Source organism: Streptomyces sp. SID9727, from assembly GCF_010550605.1.
GTDB lineage: Bacteria > Actinomycetota > Actinomycetes > Streptomycetales > Streptomycetaceae > Streptomyces.
On record NZ_JAAGNI010000310.1, the window covers coordinates 1 to 24409 of the forward strand.

Below are 24409 nucleotides of genomic sequence, written 5' to 3' on the forward strand. Positions count from 1 at the left end.
GCCATGGCCTGCTCGCCGAGGCAGCGGATCTTGGCGTGGGTGGTGTTGTGGCGGCGCTTCCATCTCTTGAGGCGGCGGCCCCGGAACGGGACCCGGACGGGTCCGCCGGCGCCTTGGTACGCCTTGTCCGCCCAGCACCTGAGTCCTGCTTCGGTGAGGGCTTCGATGATCCCGTGATGTCGCGCGGCGGTCAGGTCGTGGGTCGAGCCGGGCAGCGCCGGTGAGGCCCAGAGCAGCCGTCCGAACGGATCGGTGAGGACCTGCACGTTCATGCCGTGGCGCTTGTGCTTCCCGGAGTAGTACGGGGTGTCGGCGGCGATGCGGTCGATCGGCAGGAGGGTGCCGTCGAGGATGACGAACGCCTTCTCCCGGATCGTCCGCATCGCCTCGTCCAGGGACGGGGCAAGGCCGGCCAGGGCCTCGACGACTTCGCGTATGTAGCGGTAGACGGTCGCGATCCCGACGCCGAACCCGGCGGCAAGCTGGGCGTAGGTGTCACCGCATCGCAGGTGGGCCAGGGCGAGCAGGGCCTGTCGCGAGGCGGGAAGGCGTCGCCAACGCGTCCCGATCTCCCGCCGCCTGGCCTCCAGCCGTCCGGTCAGGAACCGCAGGGTGCGGCTGGACAGATCAATCGCCGACGGGTAGACAAGCACATGAAGCTCCTGGCAGACACGGGTGATCTTGGTCGAGAACCCGTCTACCAGGGGCTTCGTCGTTGTGCAGACCCGTCCAACTCGCGGTCATCGTCACCAGCTTGGAAAGAGCTCACTGCTCGACGTACATCTCCTTCGGGATGCGTGCGGGGTAGGGGTAGCCGAGGAGTTCGCGGACTTGTCGCTTTATCGGCTTTATCTTGTACTCGCCGGTGCACTGCCTACGGGTCATCCCGGCCTTGCCGTCCTGGTTGAGGATGTAGAGCGGCATGGAGGCGAACCGGTGATCGGGGTCGAGGGCGTCGTCGCGGATGTTGCCGGTGGACACGCGCAGGACGGGGATGCCGGCCGGAGCGGCGATCTCGCGCTCCAGTCGGTCGAGGTGCGCGTATACCGAGCGGGGTTCCCATCCGGTGTCGGCGAAGATCGCGTAATCGACCTTGGGGAGGATGCCCTCGGCGGACAGGGCGAGCAGGGTGCTGGACTGGACGCCCGCGCCCAGGGACAGGGCGCGGAACTGAGGCTGTTCGGTGATGGTCGGTCCTGAGGGGTGTGAGGGCTGGGGGCGCTTCACCGCACTGGCGGGACGGGCGTGGCGGATGGCCGGGGCTGTTCCCATTGCGGGGAGAGGAGCCCGTCGAGCAGGTCGGCGGCGGAGGTGACGAACTGCTGCGGTGTGGGGCGCAGGAGCACGGGCGGAGAGGTCGTGGCGTCGCGTCGGCGGCGCTCGTTCTCGATGGCGCGGGCCAGTGCCGCGGTCAGTTCCGCCCCGGCGTCCTGGGCGGCCTTGGCGGCGCGGGCCAGCTGGTCGAGGCGGAGCAGATGCGCCTGGTCGCGCGCTGGTTCCCGCTCCAGATCGGGGAAGAGCTGGAGTGCGGCGGTGGCGAGCGCCTGTGCCTCGACGACCCGAGTCGTCAGCACCTGGGTGCAGTCGATGGGGCTGCTGCGCAGGCGCTGTTGTAGCGCGTATGCGTCTGCCGCGATCTGATCGAGAGCCTCGTGGAGGTCGGCGGTGTCAGGCATCGTGGGCCGTGCCGATGGAGGGCTGGAGGGCCTGGGCGAACGCGGCGGTCACTGCGGCAGCGGGGGCCGGATCCGAGAGCAGGGCCTGGACGATGGGCGTGCCGATGACGACGGCATCGGCCAGGGGCGCCACGCGGGCCGCGAGGTCGGGGCTGGAGATACCCACCCCCGAGACCACGGGGAGCGCGCTCGCGGTGCGCAGCCGCCGGGTGAAGGCTTCGAGGGCCGTCAGGTCGAGGGGGCCTTGGAAGCCGGTGAGGCCGTCGCTCGCGGGTGCGTAGAGCCAGCCGGACGCACCCTCGATTGCGGAGGGAAGGTCGGCGTCCGTGGTGGCGCGCGGGATGAGATGCGGAGTGCTCAGGCCGGCGTCGTGGGCAGCGTGATGCCAGCGGAGCGCTTCGCTGCGGGGCAGGTCGACGACCATGATCCCCGCAGCGCCCGCGTCCGCGAGCAGGCGGGCCAGACGCTCGGGGCCGTGGCGGCGGACGGGGCCCCAGTACGTCATGACCACCGTCGGGCGCAGCGACGCGGCGTGTGCGACGGCGCGGGCGGTGCGGTCCAGAACGTTCCCCTTGACCAGTACGCGCTGGTAGGCGGATCGGATGAGGCGGCCATCGAGGGCGGGGTTCGCGCAGGGCAGGCCGATCTCGAACAGGTCGGCCCCGGCGTGGGCGAGGTGGTCGAGTTGGCGGCGCTGGACGTCCGGCTCATGGACGCCGGCGGGAATGAACACTCCGAGCGCGCAGGAGGGTTGGGCGAGGCGGGTGTGGAGGGGGTTGGCGGTGGCCAGGGCGTGTCCTTCGAGGTGGAGAGGGGCCGGTCAGCGGCGACGGATGGCCTGTGCGGTGGGCGGTGCGGCGACGGTGCTTCGCGCTGTCCGGGGAGCAGTGGGCTGCGGTGGCGATGCGAGGGCCGGCGGATCGTCGGCGAAGGCGGGATGGACGGCGTCGAGGCCATCGGCGAGGTCGCGCGTGTGGTCGGTGGCGTCGCGCAGCCATTCCCACGCGGAGTCGGGGAGCCGGCGCCAGTGGGCGTGGTTGCGGGCCCATTCGAGGATCTCGGCGGCGTTGCGCAATTGTTCGGCGAGCTGCTGCAGCACTGCGGCCTGCTGATCCGGATCATCGGTGGCGTGCGCGGCTTGCAGCAGCCCACCGAGGTCGGCGGGCAGCGGCTCGTCGCCCAGGGGCAGCCCATAGAGCTGGGCGTGCAGGGCCTGGGCATAGACGGTCACGGGGCCGCCGCGGGAGCGGTAGCCGTGCTGGGCCGCGGCCTGGCGCCGGACGGCGAAGTTGACGGTGACGTCGCGGGGAGCGGCGCCGGGGATCTGGTCGGCGAGCGCACGAGCGAAGTCGTGCACGGTGGGGATATCGGAGGACGTGAGGCTCTCCTGGTTCAGCGGGCGCGGGTCGTGGAGGCGGTGGGCCGGTGAGAGGCGGGGCGCGTGGTGGCCAGGGCGGGGGGCCGGGGGTGTGCGAAGGAGGCTGCGAGATCGCGGCGCCCGGCCGGGCTCAGGTGCACACGCTCGTCCACCAGCCACAGCTGGCAGTCCTCGCGCGTGATCAGCCCCCGGGTTTCCAGGGCGCGGATGGTGCTGATGCTGAAGCGGACGCCCTCGCGGCGGTGGTATGGCCGGCCGTCGCTGATGGTCACGTCCCCGCGGGCGACGGCGTGCAGCGTGCTGCTCTGGGTGCGCGACAGCGCGGGCGGCTGGTGCTCGGGGAGGTAGCCGTAGTGACGGCGTTCGGCAACGTACTGTTCGGCGGTCGCCACGGCGTCAAAGGCGCCGAGAGCGGTGAGCTCGGCAACGAGGGTGAAGCGGTGGCCGATCTCCTGGCGGGCGTCCTGCTCGCTGGGGACGGCCAGGAAGCCGTCGCCCAGCTCCATGGGCAGTCCCGCTTGGGCGTGGATGAGGATGTCGTCGGCGTCGATGAGGTGGTCGGCTGCGTCCGTGGCCAGGTGAGCGAGTTGGCGGATCCGGGCGTACACGGCGCGGATGACGGGGCTGTGGTACATCGACTCCGTGTTGAGCGTGGTGACGATGTCCAGGGCCGAGTTGGCCAGGGCTTGGGCGCCGGCCGTCTGGGTGGCCAGGATGTCGGCGGGCCGGTTCCCGTTGACCGCATGTCGCAGATGCAGGTCGTGGAAGCGGGTGAAGTCGGCAGCCAGGGCGAGGAGTTGTTCGGCCGGTTCAAGGGAGGCGATCTTTTCGGGCAGGGGTGGCTCCGGGGCATGGGGCGGTCAGCGGCGGCGAGGGCGGGAGAGCTGCGCGAGAGCGTGATCGACATGGGGGTTGATCGCGGCTCCGCGAACCGGGGTGATCAGGTTGCTGTGCTCGTGCCGTGTGCTGAGGGGCACGTCGGCGAAAGCCCGCTCCACCGCTGCGTCAGTGGCCAGGTGGGTGAAGAAGTTCCGCACGAGTGCCTCGGGGGCGTCGCTGGTGAAGGTGGCCAGCGGCTGCTTCTCGAAGAAGGCGTGCCAGGCCCGCCAAGCGATGTCCTCGTCGGGCGTGTGGATGAGCTGGCAGTACCAGTCGGGTGAGGTGAGGGATCTGTCCTCGACGGACCAGTCGTTGAGTGCGGCGATCTGGTCCAAAGGCATCTGCGTGATCGGGATGCGCTCGGCGTGCCGGGTGTCGCCGAGCAGCTGGGGCAGAGCCTGGGTGACGGCGGCGACGGCCTCCAGGGGCGTCTGCCTGCTGAACTGCGCTTCCCAGTAAGGCTCGTGGTGTGTGATCGTCCACCACTGTCCGAGGGGGTGGATGGGGTCGAAGTCGACGAACACGCTGCCGTCGGGGCTGTCGATTTTGACGTGTCCGGTGGCGGCGTCATGTTGCGGAGTCCAGCCGAAGAGGTGGATCAGCGGGCCGATCGTGTCGGCGAGCCGGTTGCCGGATCCGGCCATGTACCGCGGGGAGACCATGACCCGGTCGTCGGGTCCGTACGCGGTCACCGACGGGCTCCCTGCGCGACCACGGTCTTGGGTCCGGCGGCCACTTGAGTCGCAAGCCGAGCGGCCGGGCGCGGCTGGGCCAGGGCTTGCTGCCCCTGCTCGGTGACGGAGATCTTCTGCCCTCCCGCCCACAGGGAAGTGCTGGTGTCGTGGGTGACGAGTCCGCGCTTTGCCAGAGCCCGATAGGTGGCGATGGAGACGCGGGTGCCGTCGTTGGTGGTGACGCGGGTTACGCCCAGTCCGCGCGTGGTGCTCTCGTACAGGTAGCCCCCGCCGTTCAGGGCGGTGAGGGCGTCGTGCTGGGTGGGAGTCAGCGTGGGGCCTGCCGTCTGCTGTGCGACCGCAGTCTTGTGTTCCTGCGCGGCGGTCAGGTCCTCGGTGATGCCGTGGGCGAGGTAGTGGCAGCCGGTGGCGCACAGGTCGAGCTGGTGGACGGCATCGTCGAGGTGGCTGTTCATCTGCGGGATGGCCTCGGCATGGCGGACGGTGCGCACCGCCTCGTTGTCGGCCGGGTATCCGGCGAACTGCGTGCCCTCGTAGGGGTTGGCGAGCACCACGTGGGCCAGGTCGGTGCCGGCGAGCGAAGACGAGGACACGACCGAGGCCATCAGCTCCAGGCTGGCCCGGCTGCCGGCGATGTTCGTGTACGTGCTGTTGTCGAGGGCGGTCAGGCGCACCAGGGCGGTGGCCGTGAGGTCCTGTGCCTGCAGGAGCAGGGGGCTGATGTGGCGCAGTGCGTCGGTGCCGGGGGTGTAGGAGATGTCGCGCACGCGCGCCTTGAGGGCTTCGAAGTCGGACGCCAACTGTCTGATCTGTCCGACCTGTTCGTGGAGGTCGAGTGGGGGCGTGTGGATGGGATGGCTCCTGTGCTGTTTCAGCGGCTTCGGGTGGTGGCCTGCGTGGCGGTGGGCAAGGGGCGGGGTGTGGTGCCGGGTGCGGTGCGCGGCCCGGCGGGAGGCGCGTCGATGACCGAGGCGAGGGCGGTTATGCCGGCCGAGGTGAGGTGTACGCGGTCCAGGGGTGGGCCGCCGACGTAGGCGGCGGGCGCCGTGTGGGCGGTTCGTTCGGCCAGGCCCTTGGTCTCCAGGGCGCGCAGGGTGCTCATCAGTACCTTGGGCTCGCGGGAGCGGGTGAACTCGCGGCCCAGTGAGCTGCTGGCCACGACGTGCCCGCCGGCGATCTCGGCCAGGGCCGTGCGGTGCAGGGAGGTCAGCCGGTCGTCGGGGGCCGGTGCGCTCGCCCCGCGGCGCCGCCGGGTCTCGCCGGCGAGCGTCACGGCGCAGCCGACAGCAGCTTCCGGGGCCAGTGCGGTCAGCTCGCGCGCGGCGCTGACGTGGAGGTCCACGCAGGCACCGGCCAGGAAGGCGAGCTGCCTCAGACGCATGACGGTCTCGTTCAACTCGACGCTCTCATAGAGCTTTTCGCCGTGGATCGCCTTGATGGCCGACTGGGTGTCGGTGGCCAGACGCTGCGCGGAGGCGGCGTGCGCATCGGCAGGCGGAGCGGCGCCGCGCAGAACAAGGTCGAGCGCGTCGTTGTGCTGGGTGTACTGGTCGGCCAGGTGAAGGAGCCGTTCGACGGGCGTGGGCGGTGGCGCCATGTCGAAGAGCAGGGAATCGGCAGGCGGCTCGGTCACACGCGCCGCCACGAGGTCGGGTGGGGGTGGATGGAACGTGCTCCCGTCAGGTGAGGTACGGCTGTCGGTCTCGGAGGTGCTCAGGCGGCCGGGCCGAAGTCGCTCTGCTTCGGGGCGGCCTTGGCGATGGCGCGGGCGGTGATGCCCTTGGAGGCGAGGGCGGAGGCGGCGGAGAGCGCGTCGGCGCCGGGCTCGAGATACCAGGGGCGCAGGTCGAGCATGGCCGCGCGCATGCCGGTGGCGAACGCGAGCGCGGTGCCCTTGGGCAGCGCGCGGATGGCGTCGGCGGCCAGGATGCGTTCCTGCCGCATGGACACCGAGGTGGACTTGCCGGACTCCGAGGTCGAGGTGGAGGTCGTCTCGACATCGTGGTCGCCGATCAGCCTGCTCAGCTTGTCGGCGAAGTCCGGGTCGTCGATACCGCTGCCGATGACCTTGATGGTGGAGGCTGACCACATGGCGTCCATGCCCGCGTCGCCCCACACTTTCTGGCCCTGCCGGTAGGACTGCAGGATGGTGATCGGGATGATGCCGCGCGAGCCCAAGTGGGAGTACAGGTCGGGAAGGTCTGAGATTTTGCAGACGTTGGCGGCCTCGTCGAGGATCGCGAGCATCGGCGGGTCCAGGCGTCCGCCGGCACGCTCGGCCTGCGCGGTCGCGGCCCGCATCACCGAGTCGGCGCACGCGGCGATGAGCGCAGAGGCTCCGCCGCCGCCGTCCTTGGACAACAGGTAGAGGGTGTCCGTCGAGGTGACGAACGTCCTCGGCGTGAACTCCGGGACGTCCTTCTGCGGGGTCACCCAGGCGGCGATCTCGGTGTTGAGGAGAGCGGCGGCGTACTGGCGGGCCGTCTCGTAGATGCCGTCCCTGGTTTCCGGCGGGCCTTCGACGGTGCCCTTGAGCTGGGATGCGACCGCGGCGAACTTGTGGTCGCGCAGGATGTCGAGCGGGGTGCGGTCGGCGGGGAAGGCGAGCCAGGCCATCACATCGGTGATCGGCCGCTCGTCGAGGGCCGCGGCCAGGAACAGCTGCGAGAGGATGTTGCTGCCGGCCTTGGACCAGAAGTCGCCCTGCTGGGACGCGTCCACGCTCGCGGCGAGGAAGTGCCCGGCCAGCCGCCCTGCGCCGTCGAGGGTCTTGGCATCGGCCAAGGGGTTCCACCACATGGCCCGCTCCGCGTGGGCGATCTGCTGCGGGTCCATCGACCAGGTCCGGCCGACGGCCGCCCGCGCATCCAAGGTCGCGGTGTAGGCATCGCCTGCGGCCTTGTTCGAGGTGAGCAGGACCGGGCCGGGCGCGTTGAGGATCGAGGGGATCGCCAGGCTGGTCGTCTTGCCGGATCGGGGTGCCATGATCGCGACGGCGACGTCCTCATACCCCATGCGCACCTCGTGCTTGGTGCCCTGGAGGTTGCCGAGGAGGATGCCGGTGTCGGCTGCGTCGAGCTGCTTGGCGTCCTTCAAACTCGGCCGAAGGGAACGTGCCTTGGCGGTGATCGCCTTGGACAGCAGTGGCTCGATGTCCTTCTGCTTGGCCATGCCGGCGACGCGCTTCTTACGGCCGTTGCCGCCGCCCCGGTGCCGCTTGTAGAGCACGGCAGCGGTGATGCCGAGGGCAATGAGCACCGCGCCCGGCAGGATCCGCGCGCCGAGGAGAAGGGACGTTTCTCCCAGGTCAGGCCATAGCTGATCGGGATGCAGCAGGGCTTGCACCGGCTGGTACGGGGCGCCGGGCCCTGCATGCGTGGCCCAGGAGGTGAGATTGCCTCCGAGCCAGGCGAGGTTGGCCAAGGGCACCGCGACGGCGAGGATGACGCCCAGGGCGCGGAAGGCAAGGTCGTAGCCGTCGGTAGACGTGGAGTTGGGCTGAGGCAAGGGCTGTTCCAGGTACGAGGTAGGAAGAGGGCCGGCCGCGACGGGCCGGTCAGCGGATGCGGCCTGGCGCCGGTCCGGGCGGCGCGGGGGCAACGCCGGTCACGCGGTGGTGCCGCTCGGCGAGGGCGCTGATGCGTCGCTCCAGAGCGAAGGCGACGTCCGTCGCGGGGACGTGGCGGGTGTCCACGGTCATGCGGTCGCGGGCCCAGCCCGGGATGCGGCGCGGGTCGCGCCTGATGGGCGCGGGTTCTGCGAGCGCCTGCGTCACGGCGGCGATCAGGTGTAGGGGCGTGGTGCCGGTGAACACGGCTCGCCAGATCGTGGGCTCCACGACGAATGGCGTGGTCTCGATCAGCCACAGGTCGCTGCCGGGAGTTCCGACCCGCTCGACGCGGGCGATGCCGTCGGGGGCCGCGAGCCCGCCGAAGTGCCGGGGCGTTTCCCACCCCGCGTCCTGCAACGCAGTGAAGGGGTCGGGCGGAGCCGTGGGCGGCCCGGACGGGTCGATCACCGCGTCGGTGAACGCGGCGATGATCTCGACGGGGGTGCGGCTCTGGAAGGTGGCCGCCCAGGCGGGCTGATCCGCGCTACGCGCATGGCGGACGGTCCACCAGTCCGGATCATCCGGATCTCCGGGCGCCAGACGCAGTTGCGTGAGCTGGTCCGGGCTGGTGAGCAGAACGCGCGGTATCAGCGGGTCGTGGCCGTAGCTCCAGCCCGTAACCCGGTGCAGAGGCTGGGTGATCCAGCCCGGATCGCCGATGCCCGCGAGGTAGCGCGGGGCGATGAACGCCTGCTCGACGGTCTCGCTCATCTCCGTCACCGCCGGACCCTGGACGGAGCGGCGGCGCCCTGGTGCGCGGGCGCGGTCGAGGGCAGGGCCGGCGCGGATGCGTTTGACTGCCGCTGTGCGAGGGCGTTGACGGCGAACAGGGCCTGCCCGTGGATGGCCCACTGGTCGAGGTAGGACCAGGCTTCCGCGTAGCTCTCGGCGAGCGGTTCCTCGTACGCCTTCGTACCGGGGCGTGCGCTGTCGGGAAGCGCGGCGCGTACGGCGAGCCAGTCGTCGTAGACCGCATAGAGGCGCTGTGTGGCATCCCGCAGTTCTCGGATCTGCCAGGCGTAGCGCCGGGTCCGCGCGGAGGGCGACAGCGCGGCGAGCTGCCGTTCGGCGACATCCACGAGTTCGTCCGCGTGGTAGTACACCCGGCCGAACGCGGACAGGGTGTCGGCGTCTCGTTTCTGCTGGCGACGGCCGTAGGCGTCCTCGTCGTGGGGCTGGGACGTCTCGGGGTCGGAGTGCCGGTCGGAGTAGTGGTCCCAGGCGGCGAGGATCTGCCGGCTGTGCCGAAGGTAGACGGCGAGCTGACTCAGATAGAGCCGGTGGGCCGGGCTGGGCGGTTCGAGTGAGATGGTCAAAGAGGGCCTTTGGGCGTGCAGTTGTGCGGGTTGGCGGGGTGCGGAGCGGCCGGAGCCGCTCCGCACGGTCAGCGGCTGCGCGAGGTGGACGTGGCCGCCTCGATGGCGGGGCCAGTCGACGGCTGGGTGGTGGGTGGGGCGCTGCGGCGGGCCTTGCGGGCGGCGGCCCGGCTGGTCTTCAGCCGCGCTTCGTGGGCGGCGGCGAGCTGCTCGCCCTGGGCGCCGCGTTCCACCTGCGTGACCAGATGGGCGTGGGGGACGTCGTAGCGGCCCCGGGAAACGGGAGCCGGATCGACCAGGGCGGCGGCGAAACCGGCGAGCAGGTGGCGAGGGGTGCGGTCGTCGAAGTGCGCCTGCCACAGCCGTTCGTGGCCGCCGAGCCCGGTGGGCAGCGCGACTTCGGCAGTCCAGGCGAAGTGATCGCTGGTCAGGTTGGCGCGCCGCTCCAGGGTGGTGATGCCGTCCGGATGGCGTGCTTGCTCGTTGCCTCGTTCGTCGCGCTCATAGGTCCAGTCGGCTGTTCGCAGCGTTGACCAGATGTCCGGTTCGTCCTCGGGCGGCGTGCGCACGAGCGCGTCAGTGAACCCGGCGATGATCTCGACGGGTGTGTTGCCGCCGAAGGACGCGTGCCATCCACCCCACGGTGTCGAGGCGATACGCCACCAGGGGCCGAAGGCGTTGGGTGTGGGTTCCAGGACGAACGAGTGCTGGTAGTCAGGGCTGACCAGGACGACATGGGGGAAGTCGGGGTCGTCGAAGTTCTTCCACCCGGCGGCCCGCAGAGCCTGGGTGATGTGGCGCGGGTCGCCGGGGCCGGCGAGGTGGCGGGGTGTGGTGTCGCACCACATGCGGGACCAGGGGTCGTGGGCCTGGCTGGGTATGTACGGGCGGGTCACGGCTCGCCTGCCGAAGCGCGGATGTCGGAGGGGAGAATCGAGTCGAACGGCAGCCCGCCCAGGCGGTGGATGTCCCAGTGAAGGTCGTGGCAGTCAGTCACTTCGGGGGCGGCTGCCCGCAGTCTGGCGATGATGTGCCGGACCTCGACGGGCCACGGGCCCAGTGCGTGCATCTCGATGAGATGGGCGGTGTTGCGCAGGAGGGCACCGAGGATCATGGGGACGCCCCACTCCTCGTTCAGTACCTTCGCCAGCAACGGCTGGGCGTCGGTGACGAGTATCGGTTTGCGCAGATACCAGGCGAGCCGGTCCAGAACGTCCAGGGCGTGGTCGATGTCGTCGGCGGTGGGCGGCACCGGGCGGGGGCTAGCGGGCGAGGACAGGTGGGGCTCCTGTGGCTGGTTCATTGGGTGGCCGACGCCTCGGTGGCCGGGGAGAAGTGAGCGTTCAGGCGCTGTACGTCCCAGTGCAGGACGTGCCAGTCGGTAGCCTCCTGGGCGGCTTCCCGAAGCCCGTCAACGATCAGCCGGACCTCGTCGTTGTCGGGCTTCGCCTCCTGGGCGACGAGGCGTGCGGCATTACGAAGGATGTCGCCGAGCAGGATGGGTACGCCGGTGTCCGCGTCGAGGAGGACGGAGAGCAGCGGCAGCACGTCGGCCACAGGCGGATCGGTGTGCAGGTAGTTCTGGACCTTCGCCAGGGCGGCTGTCGCCTGCGCGATGTCGTCGGCGCTGGGAGTGGAGGGATGGGGCATCAATGTCCTTGGGCGAGGGAGAGGGGAGGCCGTACTGGCGCCGGTCAGCGGTGTCGCTTGTGGCGCGCCGGGCCGGGTGGTGGTGCTGGCGTGCCCGTGCGCTGCACGGCCTCGAGGCGCCGCAGATGCTGCAGGCGGTGCTGCTCCGGTGTGATGGGGCTGCGGCGTGAGTCGAGGAAGCCAAAGGTGTGCTGAGGTGTCTGCCCTTCCGAGCGCAGCAGCGGGGCGGGGTCGGTGAGCGCGTCGATGAACCCGGTGAGGGCTGCCGACGGGGCGGCTTCGTCGATGGAGGCGTTCCAGATCCACCGCTGCCGTCCTTCGCCGAGCGGTACGGAGACCTGAACTGACCAGCGCGATATGGGGTTCTCGGCGAGTGAGGATTCGCGGAACAGGGAGGCGGTCTTGTCCGGGGACAGGGCGGCACGCTGTCTGCCGGCCAGTTGCATGGTCCATCCGCGGCTGGCCGCGAGGCGCCACAGCTCGGTCTCTTCGGGCCGTGGCCCCGTGCTGTGCAGCGCGCCGGTGAACCCCGCGATCATCTCCACCGGGGTGTGGATGCCGAACTGGGCCGACCACGCGTGCCCCTGGGCCGGGTGGACGCGCCAGGAGGACAGGAACTCGTCCGCTTCGGGTTCCAGCGTGAGGTGCAACCGTCGGTCTCGGCTCTCCAGCAGAACATGCGGATAGCCCGGAACCGAGTGGTTGCTCCAGCCGGACGCGAGCAGATGTTCCGTCACATGCCGTGGGTCGCCCCCGCCGGCCAGGTGGCGCGGCGCCACCTCGTCCAGCCAGCGGACGGCGTTCACGCGGTGCAGGGTGGGTCCGTTGACCCGGGAGTAGAAGCGCTCGTGGCTCACCGCATCCGCCCGGCCTTGGCGTACGGCCGGGCCCCGGGACCCTGAGGACGTGCCCGGTTGCTGGCGAAGGTGTTGCTGGCCCAGGTGGCGGCGCGGGCGGCGGTGATCCGGGCCTGCTGCCATGCGCTGAGCTGTGAGGGCAGCACGGACACCGAGGTCGTGCGGATTCGCTGGGAGGGCGGGACGTGGCCGAGGGGCCGCATCACCGGCTGCGGGTCGGCGAGTGCGGTGCTGAATGCCTGCACCAGGTGCATGGGCGTGGTCGGCGTGAACGTCGCCTCCCATACCGTCCCGTGCTCGTTGCGGGCGCCGGCCCACCAGTGGGCCTGTCCGGGGGCGGACTGGTGGAAGCGGACGACGGCGTCGCCGTCCGGACTGCGGGCGGTGAAGTGCTGTCCGCGCTCGGTTTCCCAGCCTTGTGCCTCCAGCGGCGCCCACACGTTGGGGGCGTGTGCGGAGCGCGGCCGGGTCAGTGCGTCGGTCATTCCGGCCACGATCTCGACGGGGACCTGCCGGCCGAGTGTGGCGTGCCACGCCCCTTCCGTCCGGCTCTGCTTCCCGCTGATCGTCCAGCCGCCGGGCTGGGTGTACGGGTCGTACCCGATGCGCACGGACTTGTCGGGGCTGTCGAAGACGACGGGCCCGCCGGTCTTGGACTTGTCCTTCCAGCCCGAGGCGCGCAGGTACTCGGTGACGAAGCGCAGGTCGCCGCCTCCGGCGAGGTGGCGGGGTTCGACGAGGTAGTGCTGCTGGGCCTGCTGACCGGTGGGGCCCCAGCCGGCCCACTGCTTGTTCTTCTTCACCGGCGCCGCCGGAGGACCATCGCCGAGGCGACCGGCACCGTGGCCGGTCTGCTGGACGGCGGGGTGGGCGCGGCGACCTGCTTGATGGTGCCGGTGTGCTCGTTGAGGTCGGCGCCCACGTCGTTGAGTTCGTTGGCGGCGCGGCCCAGGGCGAGCCAGACCTCGGGCGGCAGGACACCGCGCTCGGAATGGTCCCTCGCGAAGCGCGAGCCGGTTTCGACGAGGTGGGTGACCTCGCCGAGGAGCCCGGTGTCGTAGTCCAGGACGGTGGCGAGGATCTGGGCGGCTTCGTGCGACGGCGCCTGGGCGAGGTGGCGATGGAGCTGTCCCAGCTGGGCGGTGATGGCGCCCGCGAGCCGTATGGAGGGGAGGTTGGAGTCGGTCATGGGCCTCCTGAACAGGCCGGTTCGAGGTTCTAGTCGTGGTGGCGGATGCGGTGGCTGTCGATGAGGAGGAACATGTCGCGGCGGCGGGCTTCGTCGAGGGCAGCCTCGGGGCGCCCGCCGGCCAGCGGGATGGGGCGCTCCCGGCTGCCGACGGTCACGGCGCGCAAGTAGCGACGGAACAGGGCAGTGACCAGGCGGGGTTTGCGCCCGGTGGTGATGGGCGGGGGTGTGCGGTCGTGCTCGTGAGTGACGGCGGGCTCCTGGGGAGGGTGGGCCCGGCCCCGGTGGGGCCGGGCGGTCAGCGCGTACGGCGTACGTGCGCGGCGGGTGGCGGTGGCGGTCGGAGTGCTGCCTGATCGGCGAGCGCGGCGCGGTAGGCGGTGCCGCCGAAGAGGCCCGCGTCGATGTCGACCCGGTATCCGGCACGGGCCAGCAGAGGCACAGCCCGGTCGGCCATGGTCTTCATGACGACCTCGTCCGTCTCGTCCGGGATCTGGTGCCAGACGTCGTCCTCGACCTGGTGCCGGTCGAGGCCGAGGCCGTCAAGCAGGGCCAGGAGAGGCTCGGGGGCCGCGGCGCGAGTGTCGACGTAGATCGTTCCGTCGCTGTGGTACACGGTGACGTCGACGTCGCGCTCGTCAGCGAGGGTCATCGAACCGAGCCGCACAAGGCGGCTGCGGTGCGCAGGCGGGGCGGGGGCGCCGTGGTCGCGCAGGGCCATGGCCGCGTCCGTGTAGGCGGCGGCGTCCCACACGTCATCGTCGATACGGACCACATATCCGGCCTTGTGCAGCCAAGGCACCGCGTGGGTAGCGAGCTGATTCTTCGCGTCCTCGCCGAGGTGGGCGGGTGCTTCGTGCCAGACGTATGCGGGCCCGGGGGTGGGCAGGGTCCGGCGCTCGAACCCGAGGTCGTCGAGGAGGGTGAGCAGGCGCTCGGGCGCGCCGGTTCGGGTGTCGGCGTGCACGGTGTCGGTGAGGGCCTTGAAGTAGATCGTGACGTCGGTGCCTTCGTCGTCGGCACGGTTTCCCCCGGGCGGATACTCCTGTGCGGGTCGGGGCTATCGCCGTCGCGCGGACGGCACGGACGAGGTGCCTGGGGGTATGGCGGTCGGGCCTGGTCGCGGATGAGCGCGGTCCGTCGTGCGTGGTTGGACAGGCTGCTCGTCATCGCGGGGCGTCATCGGCCCCGGTACGGGGATACGACAGACGGGCTCGGCGGTGCGACGGGGGTGGTGCCCAAAGCGGGCCGCGTCTGCGGATGACGCAGCACCGTGTCGATGCCCAGAGCGGACAGCCGCTCACCGGTGGCTCGTACGGAGGCGGCCTGGCGGGCGGTGTCGTCGCCGGGCAGGACCAGGACGGATCGCGCCGTGTCGTGGACGAAGCCGTGGTCGGTCAGTACCCGGGTGATGTCGGCGCGGTCGGGTTCATCGACCACGAGTGCACCGTCCGACCAGGTCATGACCAGGCGTTCTTCAGTGGGTGCTTCCCGCGTGAGGTGCTCGGTGTTCTTGAAGACCTGGTGGGCCGCGACGTAGTAGCGGGGAAGGAGGTCGAAGGTGAGGTGTTCGGCCGCGCTGAACGGGTCGGCGTCGATTGCGATTCCGTCGGGCTCGCGTACGCCACGGAATGCCTCGGCCGGTGCGTCGGCGGGGGCCAGCGCGGCGATGAGGTAGCCCTCGGCGTGGCCGGGCTGTTCCGCGACGAACAGGCGTGTTCCGTCGCTCCGTTGCAGTACGGCGCAGTGGTCCACCGGATGCTTGGCCAGTGCTTCGGCGACCTCGTTCATGTCCCAGACCGCATCGGTGACGACGTCGAGGCCGCTTCGGTCGGGGTGGTACGTGCTGGTCCAGGTGCCCGGCAGTTCGCCGGCGAGGACGGTGGCGAACGAGCCGAGGCTGGTGTCGGGGGTGGGGTCGTGCATGGGCTCCTCGGAGGGGAAGGGGGCGTTCAGTGCCGCGGGTGTGCCGGTGCGGGCGGGACCGGCGCGGCGGCGGGGGTGGTGGTCAGGCGCGGCGGATGCGGCGGGCAGCCGCAGACGGCGGAGGCTTCGTACTCGTCCGGTCCGACCTCGGCGGCGCACACACGGCGCTGGGGATGGTCCTGGTGCCGGTCGGCGAGGTCGTTGCGGATGTGCGCGAGGTCGGACCACAGGACGGCGAGCCGGTGCTCGGCGAGGTAGTGCAGCCGCTCCGCGGTGTGCGGATCAGGCGGCTGGCCGAGGTCTTGATAGAAGGCGGCGGTGGCCGCGAGCACCTCGCCGAGGGCGATGAGCACGCCGTCGTGGGAGGCCGTGAGTTCGGTCAGGGCGTCGGCGACCTCGTCGCTGGTGGTGGCTTCGCGGATCCGCTCGGCGAGGTGTGCGACGGACGAGCCGAGCGGAAGGTAGTGCGCCTCGCGCGTCTCGGTGTCGAAGTCGTCGTCGGTGTCGACGCCGTACTTCACGGCACGCAGACGGGCGACGGCGCGGGTGGCGAGACGTTTCTCCTCGGCTGCGTCGAGGCCGACAGGCAGCCGGTGATAGGTCTCGTGGAGACGGACGACGGGGACGAAGCCGGATCGCTGGAGGATGCTGTGGGCTTCGGGATCGCCGCCGCGGGCGAGTACCTCTCCGGAGTGCACGTCGCGCCCCAGAGTCAGATAGCGGTCGGCAAGGGCCAAGAAGGTGTTCCTTCGGATGGTCAGCGGGCCAGCCGAGGGCTGGTCGGGATTGCCGGTGTGGCCGACTGAGCTGGCCATGCCGGGCTCGGTCGCGCGGCGACCGGCAGGGCGGCGGCCATGGACTCGAGACTCTGTTGGATGCCGTACAGGCGGCGAGCGACCATCTCCAGCTGGTGTGCACTGTCCGGGCCGTAGGCGTCCGGCAGGTCCTCAAGGCGGTGGGCCGCGTGTTCGACGAGGCCGCGGACGGTGGCCAGCGGGCCGGTGCGTTCGTCGGCGAGCTGTCGCAGCAGACCGGCGAGTTGAGATGTGGTGTCGGCGGTGTCGGCCTGTCGGGTGCGTCCCGCGAACCGGGCCTGCTGGACTGCTTGCTGCGGATCGGGGCCGCTCCGGGGCGAGATGAGGCCCAGCTCGGCTTCGATGCGCCGGCTCTCGGCGGCCAGAAGTGCGGGCAGCCGGTGCGGCTGCGTGGTCCAGGTGTCGTCGGGTCGGATGAGGTTGGCGATCAGATCGAGGCGGCCGGGCTGCGCCTGCACGGCGATCCAGCGGCAGCCGCAGTCGTCGCCGGGACGTTGGATGCCGGAGATGCGGGCGATTCGGTGAGCGATCTCGGTCCACTCGGGGCCGGTCAGTTCACGGTCGGCCGGGTGCAGGCGCACATCCGCATGCCAGATGGCGCGGTGGTCGCCATGCGGACTGACGGTGTCGGGGTGGCGCCAGTTGGGGTCGTCCAGGTGCCGGGCGAACTCGGCGGTCGTCCAGATCTGTCCCTCGTCGAAGGAGGCGTACACCTCCAGGTTGTTCGAGTGGGCGACCACCGTGTGGTCGGTCAGGCCCTCTTGGTCGCTGACCGGACGGCCGAGGGCTTCGGTAAGCGGCCCGACGGCGTTGATGTCGTGCGGCCCGATACGGATGATCACGGGGTGGGTTCCGGGCGGTGGGGGATGAGGAGCGCCAGATCGTGCGCCGTGGTGATCAGCGCCCGTTCGCGTACCAGGTCGGCGTGGACTGCCAGTTCGCCGGGCGGCAGCAGTTCCAGGGCGTGGTCGATGGCGGTGAGGGCCTCGGGATAGTGGCCCAGAGCTCGCCGTGCCGAGGCCATGCGGAACAGCGCGATCGGATCGTCGAGCCCGCCTTTGGGGAGCAGCCCCACCAGCATCAGCAGCAGGGGTGCTCGGCCGGGAAGAAAGGTGCCCAGCCACACGCCGTGCAGCAGGACGTGCAGGGTCTTGGGGTGGTCGGGTGCGGCCACGAGGACCCGGTGCAGTACGGCGAGGCCGTCGGAGCGAGACTGCCCCAACCGCGAGAAGGCGTACAGGGCTTCGCTGTAAGGGTCCTCGTTCAGCACGCTCACCGGCACCTTGTTCATAAGTGATTCGATGTCGCGGCAGCGGAAGTCATAGCGCAGACCGGTCAGGTACAGGTGCCGGTATGTCCGCCAGATCACGGGGTCGGGACTGGCGGCGGTGACGTGCTCGGGGGTGAGCGCGACCAGTGCGCTGTTGCCGGCGGCGCGGGCCTGCCAGGCGATGTCGGCGCATACCTCGGCCGACTCCTGCCACGTCGCCTCGATCTCGCGCAGAGCCTCGGCGAGCAGCGTCGGCCACTGGTTCCTGGTGATCGCCTCGATGGCCGCCGAGGCCGCACCGTTCAGGGCCGCGGCGCGCTCCGAGCTGAGTATCTGGGTCACCGGCCGCTCCGGGCGTCGGCGACGTGCACCACCTGGTTGAGGTGGGTGAGCGAGTACCAGCCGCAGTCGACGTCCTCGTCGGCGCCGGCCAGGCGCGGGACCAGGTAACTGCGCAGCGCCTGCTGGTAGATGAGGCAGTCCGGGCAGCGGCTGGAGAGGTGGACCAGGTAGCGCGGGTGCGCGGTGATGTAGGTGCGTTCGCCGCCGGCGGGGTCGTACAGGCGCCAGCCGTCCTCGTCGGTCGGGGTGTGCCACGAGGGGGTGACGACCTTGTAGGCGTCGCCCCACAGTTCGCTGCCGGAGGTGCCCTTGAGGATGACGACCTGGTCACCGGGCCGGAAGTGGGCGTGGGTGATGTCCCGGTCGGGGGTGACGATGTCACCGGGGGCATGCGGATGGCGGGATGGGGGCACAGCGGGTTCCTTCCACGAGGTGCGCGGGGAGGCGGTGGGAGGAACAAGGATCCGGACGATCCCCGGTTTCGGTAACCGGGGATCGTCGGGTATACAGCCCTGCGTCCTACCGGAACGGGTTCTCTGTTCCGATGTCGTTGGAGGCGGCGGCGTCCAGGAGTTCGGGCAGGTCAGAGCCCTCAGCGTCCCTCTGGTCGATCCACCATCCGGCGCGGGCGATGGTGCGGATCTTGTCTTCGAGGACGGCCCAGTCGGCCTCGTCCCAGGTGCCCTCGCTCACCAGTGCGCTGTACGCGGCGGTGACGAGCTGGTGGCGGGAGCGCTCTCCCCAGGCGAGGGCCTTCTCGGGTCCTTCGAGCGGCGGCATGTCGAACTGCTCGGCCCACTCGCGGGCGGCCTGCTGTTCCTCGGCGCGCTTGGCGGCGAGCCAGGCTTCCTTGGATTCCGTGTCGGAGTCGCGGGCAGCCTTCCAGCAGTCGGTGCAGTCGCGGCCTTCGAGCCAGCGGGCGTATCCGGCGCGCCGGTCGGCCGGTCGGTTGGACAGGTTGTGCGTCACTTCGTGTCCACAGCTGTGGATGATCTTGTAGGACGTGCGTACTGCCACGTTGTTGTTCCTGCTTTCTGTCTTCTGCGTTGTCTCAGCGTGTCCGGCGGATGGCGTCTGTGGCCGCCTTGGCGATGGCGACGGGGGCGCTGGAGGGCCGGGGCAGGTGCAGCAAAGTGGTCCCCGGCAAATGTTGAGACCTGGCGGTGAGGGTGAGTTGGAGTACGGCGCAGCCGGCGTTCGTGAGCTGCTTGACGCGGGTGACGGCTTGAGCGGTTTCGTCGCTGCTGTACTGGGCGTCGGTGACGATCACGAGGAGGCGGCCGGCGCCGGGGCGGCTGAGTTCGAGGCCGTGGTCGAGTGCGTTGATTGCGTCGCCGAGGTTGTGGGCGCCGCCGTTGGCGGCGAACGTCGTCACGCGTTCTGGTGCTCGGTGACCGGGGCGGGTCAGCGCGGTGAGGTGGTGGTCGTAGGCGATGGTGGCGGTACGGGAGTCGGGGTCGGTCAGGGCTGCTGCGCGTGCCACGATCCAGGCGGCGGAGGCGACGGGGGCGCAGGCGGCACGCATGGAGCCGGAGACGTCGACGGCGATCCCCACGCGCAGCGGTGGGGTGGGTGAGGTGCGGCGGCGGGTCTGGGTGAACGGCTCTGCTGTCGGTATCGATCCGGCGGCGCGCTGGGCGTCGCGGGCGAGGGCACGGCCCATGTTGAGGCGGCCGGGCGGGGTGGGGCTGGTGGTCTGTTCCTCGGTCCGTTCGCGGTAGGCGGCGGCACGCAGGGCGCGGCTCAGGCGCGCGGCGGCGCTCTTCTCGGCGGCGGTGGGCTTGCGGGTGCCGGTGACTGGGTTGCTGCGGGGCGCCGGTGTGCCGTCGGGGTTGACGGTGGTGCCACGGGTGTTGAAGACGCTCTTGGCGGTGGCGGCGGCTTTGCGTCGCTGGTTGGCCCGCTGGGCGCGGTCCTGAGCTTGCGCCTTGGACTGCGCGTCCACGGCGTTGGTCGCTGCTGCCTGTGCGGCGAGGTCGGCGGCGTCGGCGGCTGCCGCGCTGTCCATGACCACTCGCACGGCGCCGGACAGTAGGTCGGTGAGGTTCTCCGGCACGGACCGGGCGGGGGCCGCCGCGTCCAGAGCGTCACACCATTGTTGACCGTGCGCGAGCATGGTGGTGGAGTCGTGGTCGGCGCACTGGTGGGCTGCGGTCCAGATGCGGGTGAGGGTGGCCAGCAGGGGTGCACCCAGCACCTTCTCGCACAGATCGGAGACGGCCCGGGTCTCGCCGGCGTCCAGGATGCCGACGTCTCGGCGGCCGAGGATCAGGGCCGCCGCGCCGGCGGCCTGCTCGATGCCCTGGATGGTGGGGTGGGCGATGTCGGGCATGACCAGGGTGCGGGCACTGGTGCGCAGGTACGTGCGGTCCGTGGGCCGCGTGATCAGGTGTGCGCCTTCGACACGGCTCTCCTCCAGCAGGAGCGCGGCCTCGACGACACGGGGGTCCGCACCGTCCGGCTGTGTCCAGACGGAGTGGGCTGCGTGGGCGGCCTCGTGGACGAACACGCCCCAGGCGGCGGGGTAGCGGTCCTCGTCGCCCTCGATCCGCGGATGGATCTCGTGGTGCTGGAGTGGGGCGAACAGGTTGGCGTCGAATTCGACTTCGCCCAGGGTGGGGAAGTAGGCGGCGGGTGCGCCGCTGCGCGTGCCGGGGCGGCAGGTGACGAGGAGGTCCTGGCGGCCGGAGAGGGTGACCAGACGGTCGCCGAGTTCGGCTCCCACGCGCAGCCATGCGTCCGGGGAGGAACGGGGTTGCGCGGGCGGTGCGCCGTCGTCGTCCCAGCGCGCGAGGTCGGCGTCGTCGTCCCGGGTGGCGGCTGGGGACTGGACGTGGTGGTGGGCGCTCATCGCGAGCGGCCCCGGTGTGCGGAGCTGGTGCTCGGGGGCTGCCGGGCGGCTGAGGCGGGGAGCTGCTTGCCGAGGGTGAGGGGTGCGATCTTCTTGACGCCGACAGCCTTGATGACGGCATCGGCGACGGCGTCGCGATCCTCCGCAGGAGCGATGCCGACCAGGTTCGCGAGCGCGGCTTTGGTGCCCAGGACGGCCTCGGTCTTCTGGTAGGAGAGCAGCTCACGCAGCTGAGGGGCCCAGCCCAGTTCGCCGAGTTCGACCTGGCGGGCGAGGTGCTGGGCGACCCTGACTACCCGGGCATCGATCCGCAGCGCCTTGGCGAGGTCGTAGTCCGTGCCGATCTGGATCTGCACGCTGAACCGGGACGACAGCGCCTCGGTCAGGATCGCGCCGTGCACGCCCGGATTGTGGCCCGCCACCACGTAGAAGCCCGGCTCGGCCTTGATGGTCTCGCCCTTGTGGGCCTTGACCTGGATCTGCCGGCGCCCGTCCATCGCGGGATACAGCGCCGCCAACACTTTCGGGGAGATCAGGGTGGCGTCGTCGAGGAGCAGGGCGCGGCCCTCGGTCATCGCGGTGACCAGCGGACCGTACTGGAAGACGTAGCCCCCGCCATCGGCCTGCGTCCACTCGCCGATCAGGTCTCCGACCGTGGTGTCGCCGTCCCCGGCGACGGTGAGCAGGTCCGGGAACGCAGCCTCCACCAGCGATGTCTTGCCGGTGCCCGGAGGGCCGTAGAGCAGTACGGGCACGTCGGCGTCGCGCAGACGGTTCAGCGCCTCGACGTCCGGCAGATCGGCCAGCTCCCGGGGGTGGTAGAGCTGTCCCCCCGCGCGGCGGATCGGGCCAGTCTGCTTCGGCGCGGTGGCGGCGGTGATGGTCGGGCGGGCCGTGGTCGGCTGGGCGCGGGGAGAGTGGGTGCCTGGCGGGCTGATCACGGCAGACTGCGCGGCTGCGGCGGTTTTCGCGTTCGCTCGGAACGACGGTTGCCCGCTCCCGCTTTGGTCGGCCTCGCCGCGTGTGACCAGGGTGTGAGCTGCGTTGCGGACGGCGCCGTGGGAGTGGCCCAGCTGCCTGGCCATGTCCCCGATGGTGAGCGCGTCCGCCGGCCGGTCGGCCAGCAGCCGGGCAACCTTGGCTCGTAGTTCGCCGCCCTTGGTACGCGCTGGACTGGCAGGCGGTGCGGGTGTGGTCACAACGTAAGTCCTTCAACAGGTGCGGATGCGGGCGGGGTTGGAGATCTTCTGCAGAGGGTGGTTGCTCTCGGAGCGGTTCACGCACTGAATCGACATCGGCGACCGGGTCAACCGTGGTCTGCTGCCGGCGCTCGCCGGCCGACCGAGGGCTCGGTCCAGGGGCAGGGGGTGGCCGGCGACGTGCAGCTCTCGTGCTGCCGAGCAGGTCCGTGCGTGTGCTCCGTGCCGGGATTCGTCGCTCGGCAGGTGCAGACGGACGTCTCTTCGAAGCCGTCCTGGAGCAGGATCCGTCGGGCGGCGGCGTTGTAGCCGGTGGTGGTGATCTCACCAGTGGTGCTGTGCCGGATCGGTAGGAACGGCTCTGCTGGTGCTCCTTCGGGCAAGGTGGATCTCCTATCGGTGGGGAAGGGAAAGCGGTGGGGCTCAGCGACGCGCGGCGTGGGACGGCATGCGGCGGTGCCGGCCCCGGCGGTGTGCGGCGACAGATTCGGTGAGGCGGCGGCGGGCGCCGAGCAGCACCACCAGGCACGCCAGGGCGCCGACGGCCGGGAGCGCGGCGGATGAGGGGTGCGTGGAGAGGACGCCGGCCAGGGCGGTGCCCGCGGCCTGTCCGGTGCCGACCGCGGCGATCAGCCAGGCGTATGCCTCGGTGCGGGTGCCGGTCGGGGCGAGGGCATCCGCAGTGAGGAACGCGCTGGTGATCAGTACGGTGAGAAAGAGGCCCGGCAGTGCCGTGAGCGCGGTCGCGGCGACCGGGCCCGGGTGGGCGACGAGTGGAAGCCACGCGAGGGCGAACAGCGCTGCTGCGAGGCGGAGTTGGGTGCCCAGTCGGGCGGGTCGGCGAAGTCGGCCGTACAGGACGCCGCCGACGAGGCTGCCGAGGGACAGAGCGGCAGGGATTACGCCGGACAGCAGGGTCATGCCGTGTTGGTCGGCCATGGAGACCGCCCACACGTTCATCGAGCCCAAGGCGAAGCCGACCCCGCTGATGGCGAGGAACAGCAGCCGAAGCCCGCTGTGTTGCAGGGGTCCGAGGAACCCGCTCGTGCGGGTGCCTTCGGGATGCCACTGCCTGGACGGTGCGGCGCTGAGCACCGCGCTGGCTCCGAGCAGTCCGAGTACCGCGGTGAGCGTCATGGCGGTGCCGGGGCCCTGGAGGGCGGACAGCGCGGCGACCAGCGGTGGTCCGGCGACGTAGATCAGGCCCTGGGCGCCGGTGTCGAGCGCGAGCGCGGCGCGGCGCCGCTCCGGGTCCGGCAGCACGGCGCCCCACAGGGCTCGCAGGTTTGCCTCCAGCGGCGGCGTGCTCAGCCCCGCCAGGACGACCAGACCTGCCGCGAGCGCCGGCTGAGCGACGGCGTCGGTGTACGGCAGTAGCAGGAGGCAGGCCGTGGTGAGCAGGACGGCGGCCGTGGTGACCCGCGTTTGGCCGCGCCGGTCGACCATCCGCCCCAGCACCGGCTGACCGACGGCGCTGGCCAGGCCGTACAGCGCGCACAGCAGCCCGCCGGTCGCGAGCGATCCGCCCTGCGCGGCGATCAACAGGAGGATCGCGACGGGCGCCATGCCGTTGGGCAGTCGCCCGATCAGGGTGCCCAGCAACAGCCGGGCGACATGCCGCTCGGTGAGCAGTGGCCGGGAGATGGTGCGGTCCGGCGGGCAACCGGTGTCGGAGTTCAAACGCGGGGTGCTTTCCGTGGGCTTCTGGGGCGGATGGGAGGGGCTAGCGGGTGCGTCCTGTGGCGACCGCTGCCGGTGGCTTCGGCGGCGTGGTGGCGGTGATGGCCGGGCGGGCGGTCTCCTCGACGGGGCTGACGGTGGCGGTGCGGATCACGTCGAGCAGGTCCTCGCCGGCTTCGAGCCACAGCGCCAGGGCTTCGTCCAAGCCGTCCGCCTCGGATCCGCTTCGGGTGCTGGCACCGGCGGGGGCTCGTGCGAGGAGGGTCTCGAAGCGGGTGAGGACGGCCGTCTCGCCGGCGGCCAGCGGTTTGGTGCCGCTCCGGCGGGTGGCCGCCAGCAGGTAGGGCGCGTGGGTGAGGAACCGGTCCAGTGCCGCGTCCATCTCCACGGCGTCCACGGTGCCGGGCTCGGCACTCTGCACCCAGTCGAGGTCCTGCTGGACTTCGCGGAGCCGGGACAGATGCACCAGCTCCTCGAACTCGGGCAGCAGACGCGAGCGCACGTCGGCAGCTGCCTCGCGGGCGGTGGCAGCGACCACGGTGCGTGGCCCGGCCCCGATCACATTCAGGTGGTCCGGTGACGGGAGCAGGGTGCCGACCACATACCGGCCGTCCCAGGGGCGTTCGGCCAGCAGAAGTTCGGTGCCGGCACCGTCGCGGAGGATCGCCGCTCCGGGGACGCGGTACGTGCCCAGCGTGGACAACACGGGACTGGCCTCCCACACCCAGTCCAGAAGGTGAGAGGGGACGGCGCGGTCCGGGTAGTGCTCGATGCTCACGTCCCACTCGCCGGGCAGGGCCGCGGCGACGGCGTGTGCAGTGTCGCCGAAGTAGGGCCGCTCACTGGTGATGACCTTGGCCTGGCAGTCCTGAGCGGTCTGGTGCAGCCGGGTGAGGGCCTCGCGTGCGCTGGCATGGTCAGCGAGGGACAGCCGATGGGCATCGCCCTCGTGCGCCCGGGTGAAGCCGGCCAACTCCAGCGCGGTCGTGGCCCACTGGTGCCGCTCCCCGCTGGGGAGCGCGACGATCGTGTTGCCGGAGCTGAGGTGGAGGGAGACGGCGGCGGAGGAAGTCAGG

General features: G+C 71.1%; 30 protein-coding genes and 1 pseudogene. All 31 read right to left on the reverse strand.

From position 1 onward, the window contains the following. On the reverse strand, nucleotides 1–653 hold a 653-nt coding region (locus tag G3I41_RS20370; protein WP_164400706.1), incomplete at its 3' end, for a transposase family protein. A gap of 115 nt (nucleotides 654–768) precedes the next feature. Next, nucleotides 769–1128, reverse strand: a pseudogene (locus tag G3I41_RS20375) (hypothetical protein); the annotation flags it as partial. Between the two features lie 95 nt (nucleotides 1129–1223). Further along, nucleotides 1224–1676 (reverse strand): hypothetical protein, encoded by a 453-nt coding sequence (locus G3I41_RS20380; protein WP_164401822.1) that lies wholly within the window; start codon nucleotides 1674–1676, stop codon nucleotides 1224–1226. After that, on the reverse strand, nucleotides 1669–2466 hold the full coding sequence (gene trpA, locus G3I41_RS20385; RefSeq protein ID WP_239081749.1) for a tryptophan synthase subunit alpha: 798 nt from the start codon (nucleotides 2464–2466) through the stop codon (nucleotides 1669–1671). The genes G3I41_RS20380 and trpA overlap by 8 nt, the downstream gene beginning before the upstream one ends. Nucleotides 2467–2496: 30 nt before the next feature. Beyond that, complete coding sequence (locus G3I41_RS20390; protein ID WP_164401826.1) at nucleotides 2497–3033, reverse strand: hypothetical protein; 537 nt, start codon at nucleotides 3031–3033, stop codon at nucleotides 2497–2499. Nucleotides 3034–3068: 35 nt separating this feature from the next. Beyond that, a complete protein-coding gene (locus G3I41_RS20395) occupies nucleotides 3069–3689 on the reverse strand; it encodes a hypothetical protein (RefSeq protein ID WP_164401828.1) in 621 nt (206 codons plus the stop codon). 225 nt (nucleotides 3690–3914) lie between these two features. Then, nucleotides 3915–4625, reverse strand: a complete 711-nt coding sequence (locus G3I41_RS20400) for a DUF317 domain-containing protein (RefSeq protein ID WP_343242186.1) — start codon at nucleotides 4623–4625, stop codon at nucleotides 3915–3917. Continuing rightward, nucleotides 4622–5428 carry a hypothetical protein gene (locus G3I41_RS20405; protein ID WP_239081742.1) on the reverse strand — a complete coding sequence of 269 codons (807 nt, stop codon included), beginning with the start codon at nucleotides 5426–5428 and terminating at the stop codon, nucleotides 4622–4624. The genes G3I41_RS20400 and G3I41_RS20405 overlap by 4 nt, the downstream gene beginning before the upstream one ends. A 71-nt stretch (nucleotides 5429–5499) precedes the next feature. Further along, nucleotides 5500–6261 carry a hypothetical protein gene (locus G3I41_RS20410; RefSeq protein ID WP_164401829.1) on the reverse strand — a complete coding sequence of 254 codons (762 nt, stop codon included), beginning with the start codon at nucleotides 6259–6261 and terminating at the stop codon, nucleotides 5500–5502. Nucleotides 6262–6341: 80 nt separating this feature from the next. After that, complete coding sequence (locus G3I41_RS20415) at nucleotides 6342–8135, reverse strand: type IV secretory system conjugative DNA transfer family protein (protein ID WP_164401830.1); 1794 nt, start codon at nucleotides 8133–8135, stop codon at nucleotides 6342–6344. Between the two features lie 49 nt (nucleotides 8136–8184). Continuing rightward, entirely contained in the window at nucleotides 8185–8949 is a 765-nt protein-coding gene (locus G3I41_RS20420; protein WP_203601396.1) for a DUF317 domain-containing protein, read from the reverse strand. A gap of 5 nt (nucleotides 8950–8954) precedes the next feature. Continuing rightward, nucleotides 8955–9554 (reverse strand): hypothetical protein, encoded by a 600-nt coding sequence (locus tag G3I41_RS20425; RefSeq protein ID WP_164401832.1) that lies wholly within the window; start codon nucleotides 9552–9554, stop codon nucleotides 8955–8957. A 68-nt stretch (nucleotides 9555–9622) separates the two neighbouring features. Beyond that, entirely contained in the window at nucleotides 9623–10450 is an 828-nt protein-coding gene (locus G3I41_RS20430) for a DUF317 domain-containing protein (protein ID WP_343242187.1), read from the reverse strand. Further along, nucleotides 10447–10857, reverse strand: coding sequence for a hypothetical protein (locus G3I41_RS20435; RefSeq protein ID WP_164401833.1), 411 nt, complete (start codon nucleotides 10855–10857; stop codon nucleotides 10447–10449). The genes G3I41_RS20430 and G3I41_RS20435 overlap by 4 nt, the downstream gene beginning before the upstream one ends. Then, nucleotides 10854–11204, reverse strand: coding sequence for a hypothetical protein (locus G3I41_RS20440; RefSeq protein ID WP_164401834.1), 351 nt, complete (start codon nucleotides 11202–11204; stop codon nucleotides 10854–10856). Before G3I41_RS20440 ends, G3I41_RS20435 begins: the two co-directional genes overlap by 4 nt. A gap of 44 nt (nucleotides 11205–11248) precedes the next feature. Further along, nucleotides 11249–12061 carry a DUF317 domain-containing protein gene (locus tag G3I41_RS20445; protein WP_164401835.1) on the reverse strand — a complete coding sequence of 271 codons (813 nt, stop codon included), beginning with the start codon at nucleotides 12059–12061 and terminating at the stop codon, nucleotides 11249–11251. Beyond that, the gene (locus tag G3I41_RS20450; protein ID WP_164401836.1) at nucleotides 12058–12864 is read right to left on the reverse strand and encodes a DUF317 domain-containing protein; all 807 of its coding nucleotides are present in this window, start codon (nucleotides 12862–12864) and stop codon (nucleotides 12058–12060) included. The genes G3I41_RS20445 and G3I41_RS20450 overlap by 4 nt, the downstream gene beginning before the upstream one ends. Next, a complete protein-coding gene (locus G3I41_RS20455; protein WP_164401837.1) occupies nucleotides 12861–13250 on the reverse strand; it encodes a hypothetical protein in 390 nt (129 codons plus the stop codon). Before G3I41_RS20455 ends, G3I41_RS20450 begins: the two co-directional genes overlap by 4 nt. Nucleotides 13251–13279: 29 nt before the next feature. After that, on the reverse strand, nucleotides 13280–13408 hold the full coding sequence (locus tag G3I41_RS37475; RefSeq protein WP_257786915.1) for a hypothetical protein: 129 nt from the start codon (nucleotides 13406–13408) through the stop codon (nucleotides 13280–13282). A 140-nt stretch (nucleotides 13409–13548) separates the two neighbouring features. After that, nucleotides 13549–14217, reverse strand: a complete 669-nt coding sequence (locus G3I41_RS36960) for a hypothetical protein (protein WP_239081743.1) — start codon at nucleotides 14215–14217, stop codon at nucleotides 13549–13551. Nucleotides 14218–14429: 212 nt separating this feature from the next. After that, nucleotides 14430–15176 carry a hypothetical protein gene (locus G3I41_RS20470; RefSeq protein WP_164401838.1) on the reverse strand — a complete coding sequence of 249 codons (747 nt, stop codon included), beginning with the start codon at nucleotides 15174–15176 and terminating at the stop codon, nucleotides 14430–14432. Nucleotides 15177–15202: 26 nt separating this feature from the next. After that, a complete protein-coding gene (locus tag G3I41_RS20475) occupies nucleotides 15203–15913 on the reverse strand; it encodes a hypothetical protein (protein WP_164401839.1) in 711 nt (236 codons plus the stop codon). Nucleotides 15914–15933: 20 nt separating this feature from the next. Continuing rightward, the gene (locus G3I41_RS20480; RefSeq protein ID WP_164401840.1) at nucleotides 15934–16833 is read right to left on the reverse strand and encodes a hypothetical protein; all 900 of its coding nucleotides are present in this window, start codon (nucleotides 16831–16833) and stop codon (nucleotides 15934–15936) included. Continuing rightward, nucleotides 16830–17603: a hypothetical protein gene (locus G3I41_RS20485; protein WP_343242188.1), complete on the reverse strand. Its 774-nt coding sequence runs from the start codon at nucleotides 17601–17603 to the stop codon at nucleotides 16830–16832. Before G3I41_RS20485 ends, G3I41_RS20480 begins: the two co-directional genes overlap by 4 nt. Then, nucleotides 17600–18016 (reverse strand): hypothetical protein, encoded by a 417-nt coding sequence (locus G3I41_RS20490; RefSeq protein ID WP_164401841.1) that lies wholly within the window; start codon nucleotides 18014–18016, stop codon nucleotides 17600–17602. The genes G3I41_RS20485 and G3I41_RS20490 overlap by 4 nt, the downstream gene beginning before the upstream one ends. A gap of 106 nt (nucleotides 18017–18122) precedes the next feature. Beyond that, on the reverse strand, nucleotides 18123–18572 hold the full coding sequence (locus G3I41_RS20495; protein WP_164401891.1) for a hypothetical protein: 450 nt from the start codon (nucleotides 18570–18572) through the stop codon (nucleotides 18123–18125). Nucleotides 18573–18654: 82 nt separating this feature from the next. Continuing rightward, complete coding sequence (locus tag G3I41_RS20500) at nucleotides 18655–20454, reverse strand: hypothetical protein (RefSeq protein WP_164401842.1); 1800 nt, start codon at nucleotides 20452–20454, stop codon at nucleotides 18655–18657. Next, nucleotides 20451–21539: an AAA family ATPase gene (locus G3I41_RS20505; protein ID WP_203601400.1), complete on the reverse strand. Its 1089-nt coding sequence runs from the start codon at nucleotides 21537–21539 to the stop codon at nucleotides 20451–20453. Before G3I41_RS20505 ends, G3I41_RS20500 begins: the two co-directional genes overlap by 4 nt. Nucleotides 21540–21760: 221 nt before the next feature. Further along, nucleotides 21761–22036: a hypothetical protein gene (locus G3I41_RS36965; protein ID WP_239081744.1), complete on the reverse strand. Its 276-nt coding sequence runs from the start codon at nucleotides 22034–22036 to the stop codon at nucleotides 21761–21763. Between the two features lie 40 nt (nucleotides 22037–22076). Continuing rightward, complete coding sequence (locus G3I41_RS20510) at nucleotides 22077–23333, reverse strand: MFS transporter (protein WP_164401844.1); 1257 nt, start codon at nucleotides 23331–23333, stop codon at nucleotides 22077–22079. 43 nt (nucleotides 23334–23376) lie between these two features. Beyond that, nucleotides 23377–24306 carry a hypothetical protein gene (locus tag G3I41_RS20515; RefSeq protein ID WP_164401845.1) on the reverse strand — a complete coding sequence of 310 codons (930 nt, stop codon included), beginning with the start codon at nucleotides 24304–24306 and terminating at the stop codon, nucleotides 23377–23379. Nucleotides 24307–24409: the final 103 nt, after the last annotated feature.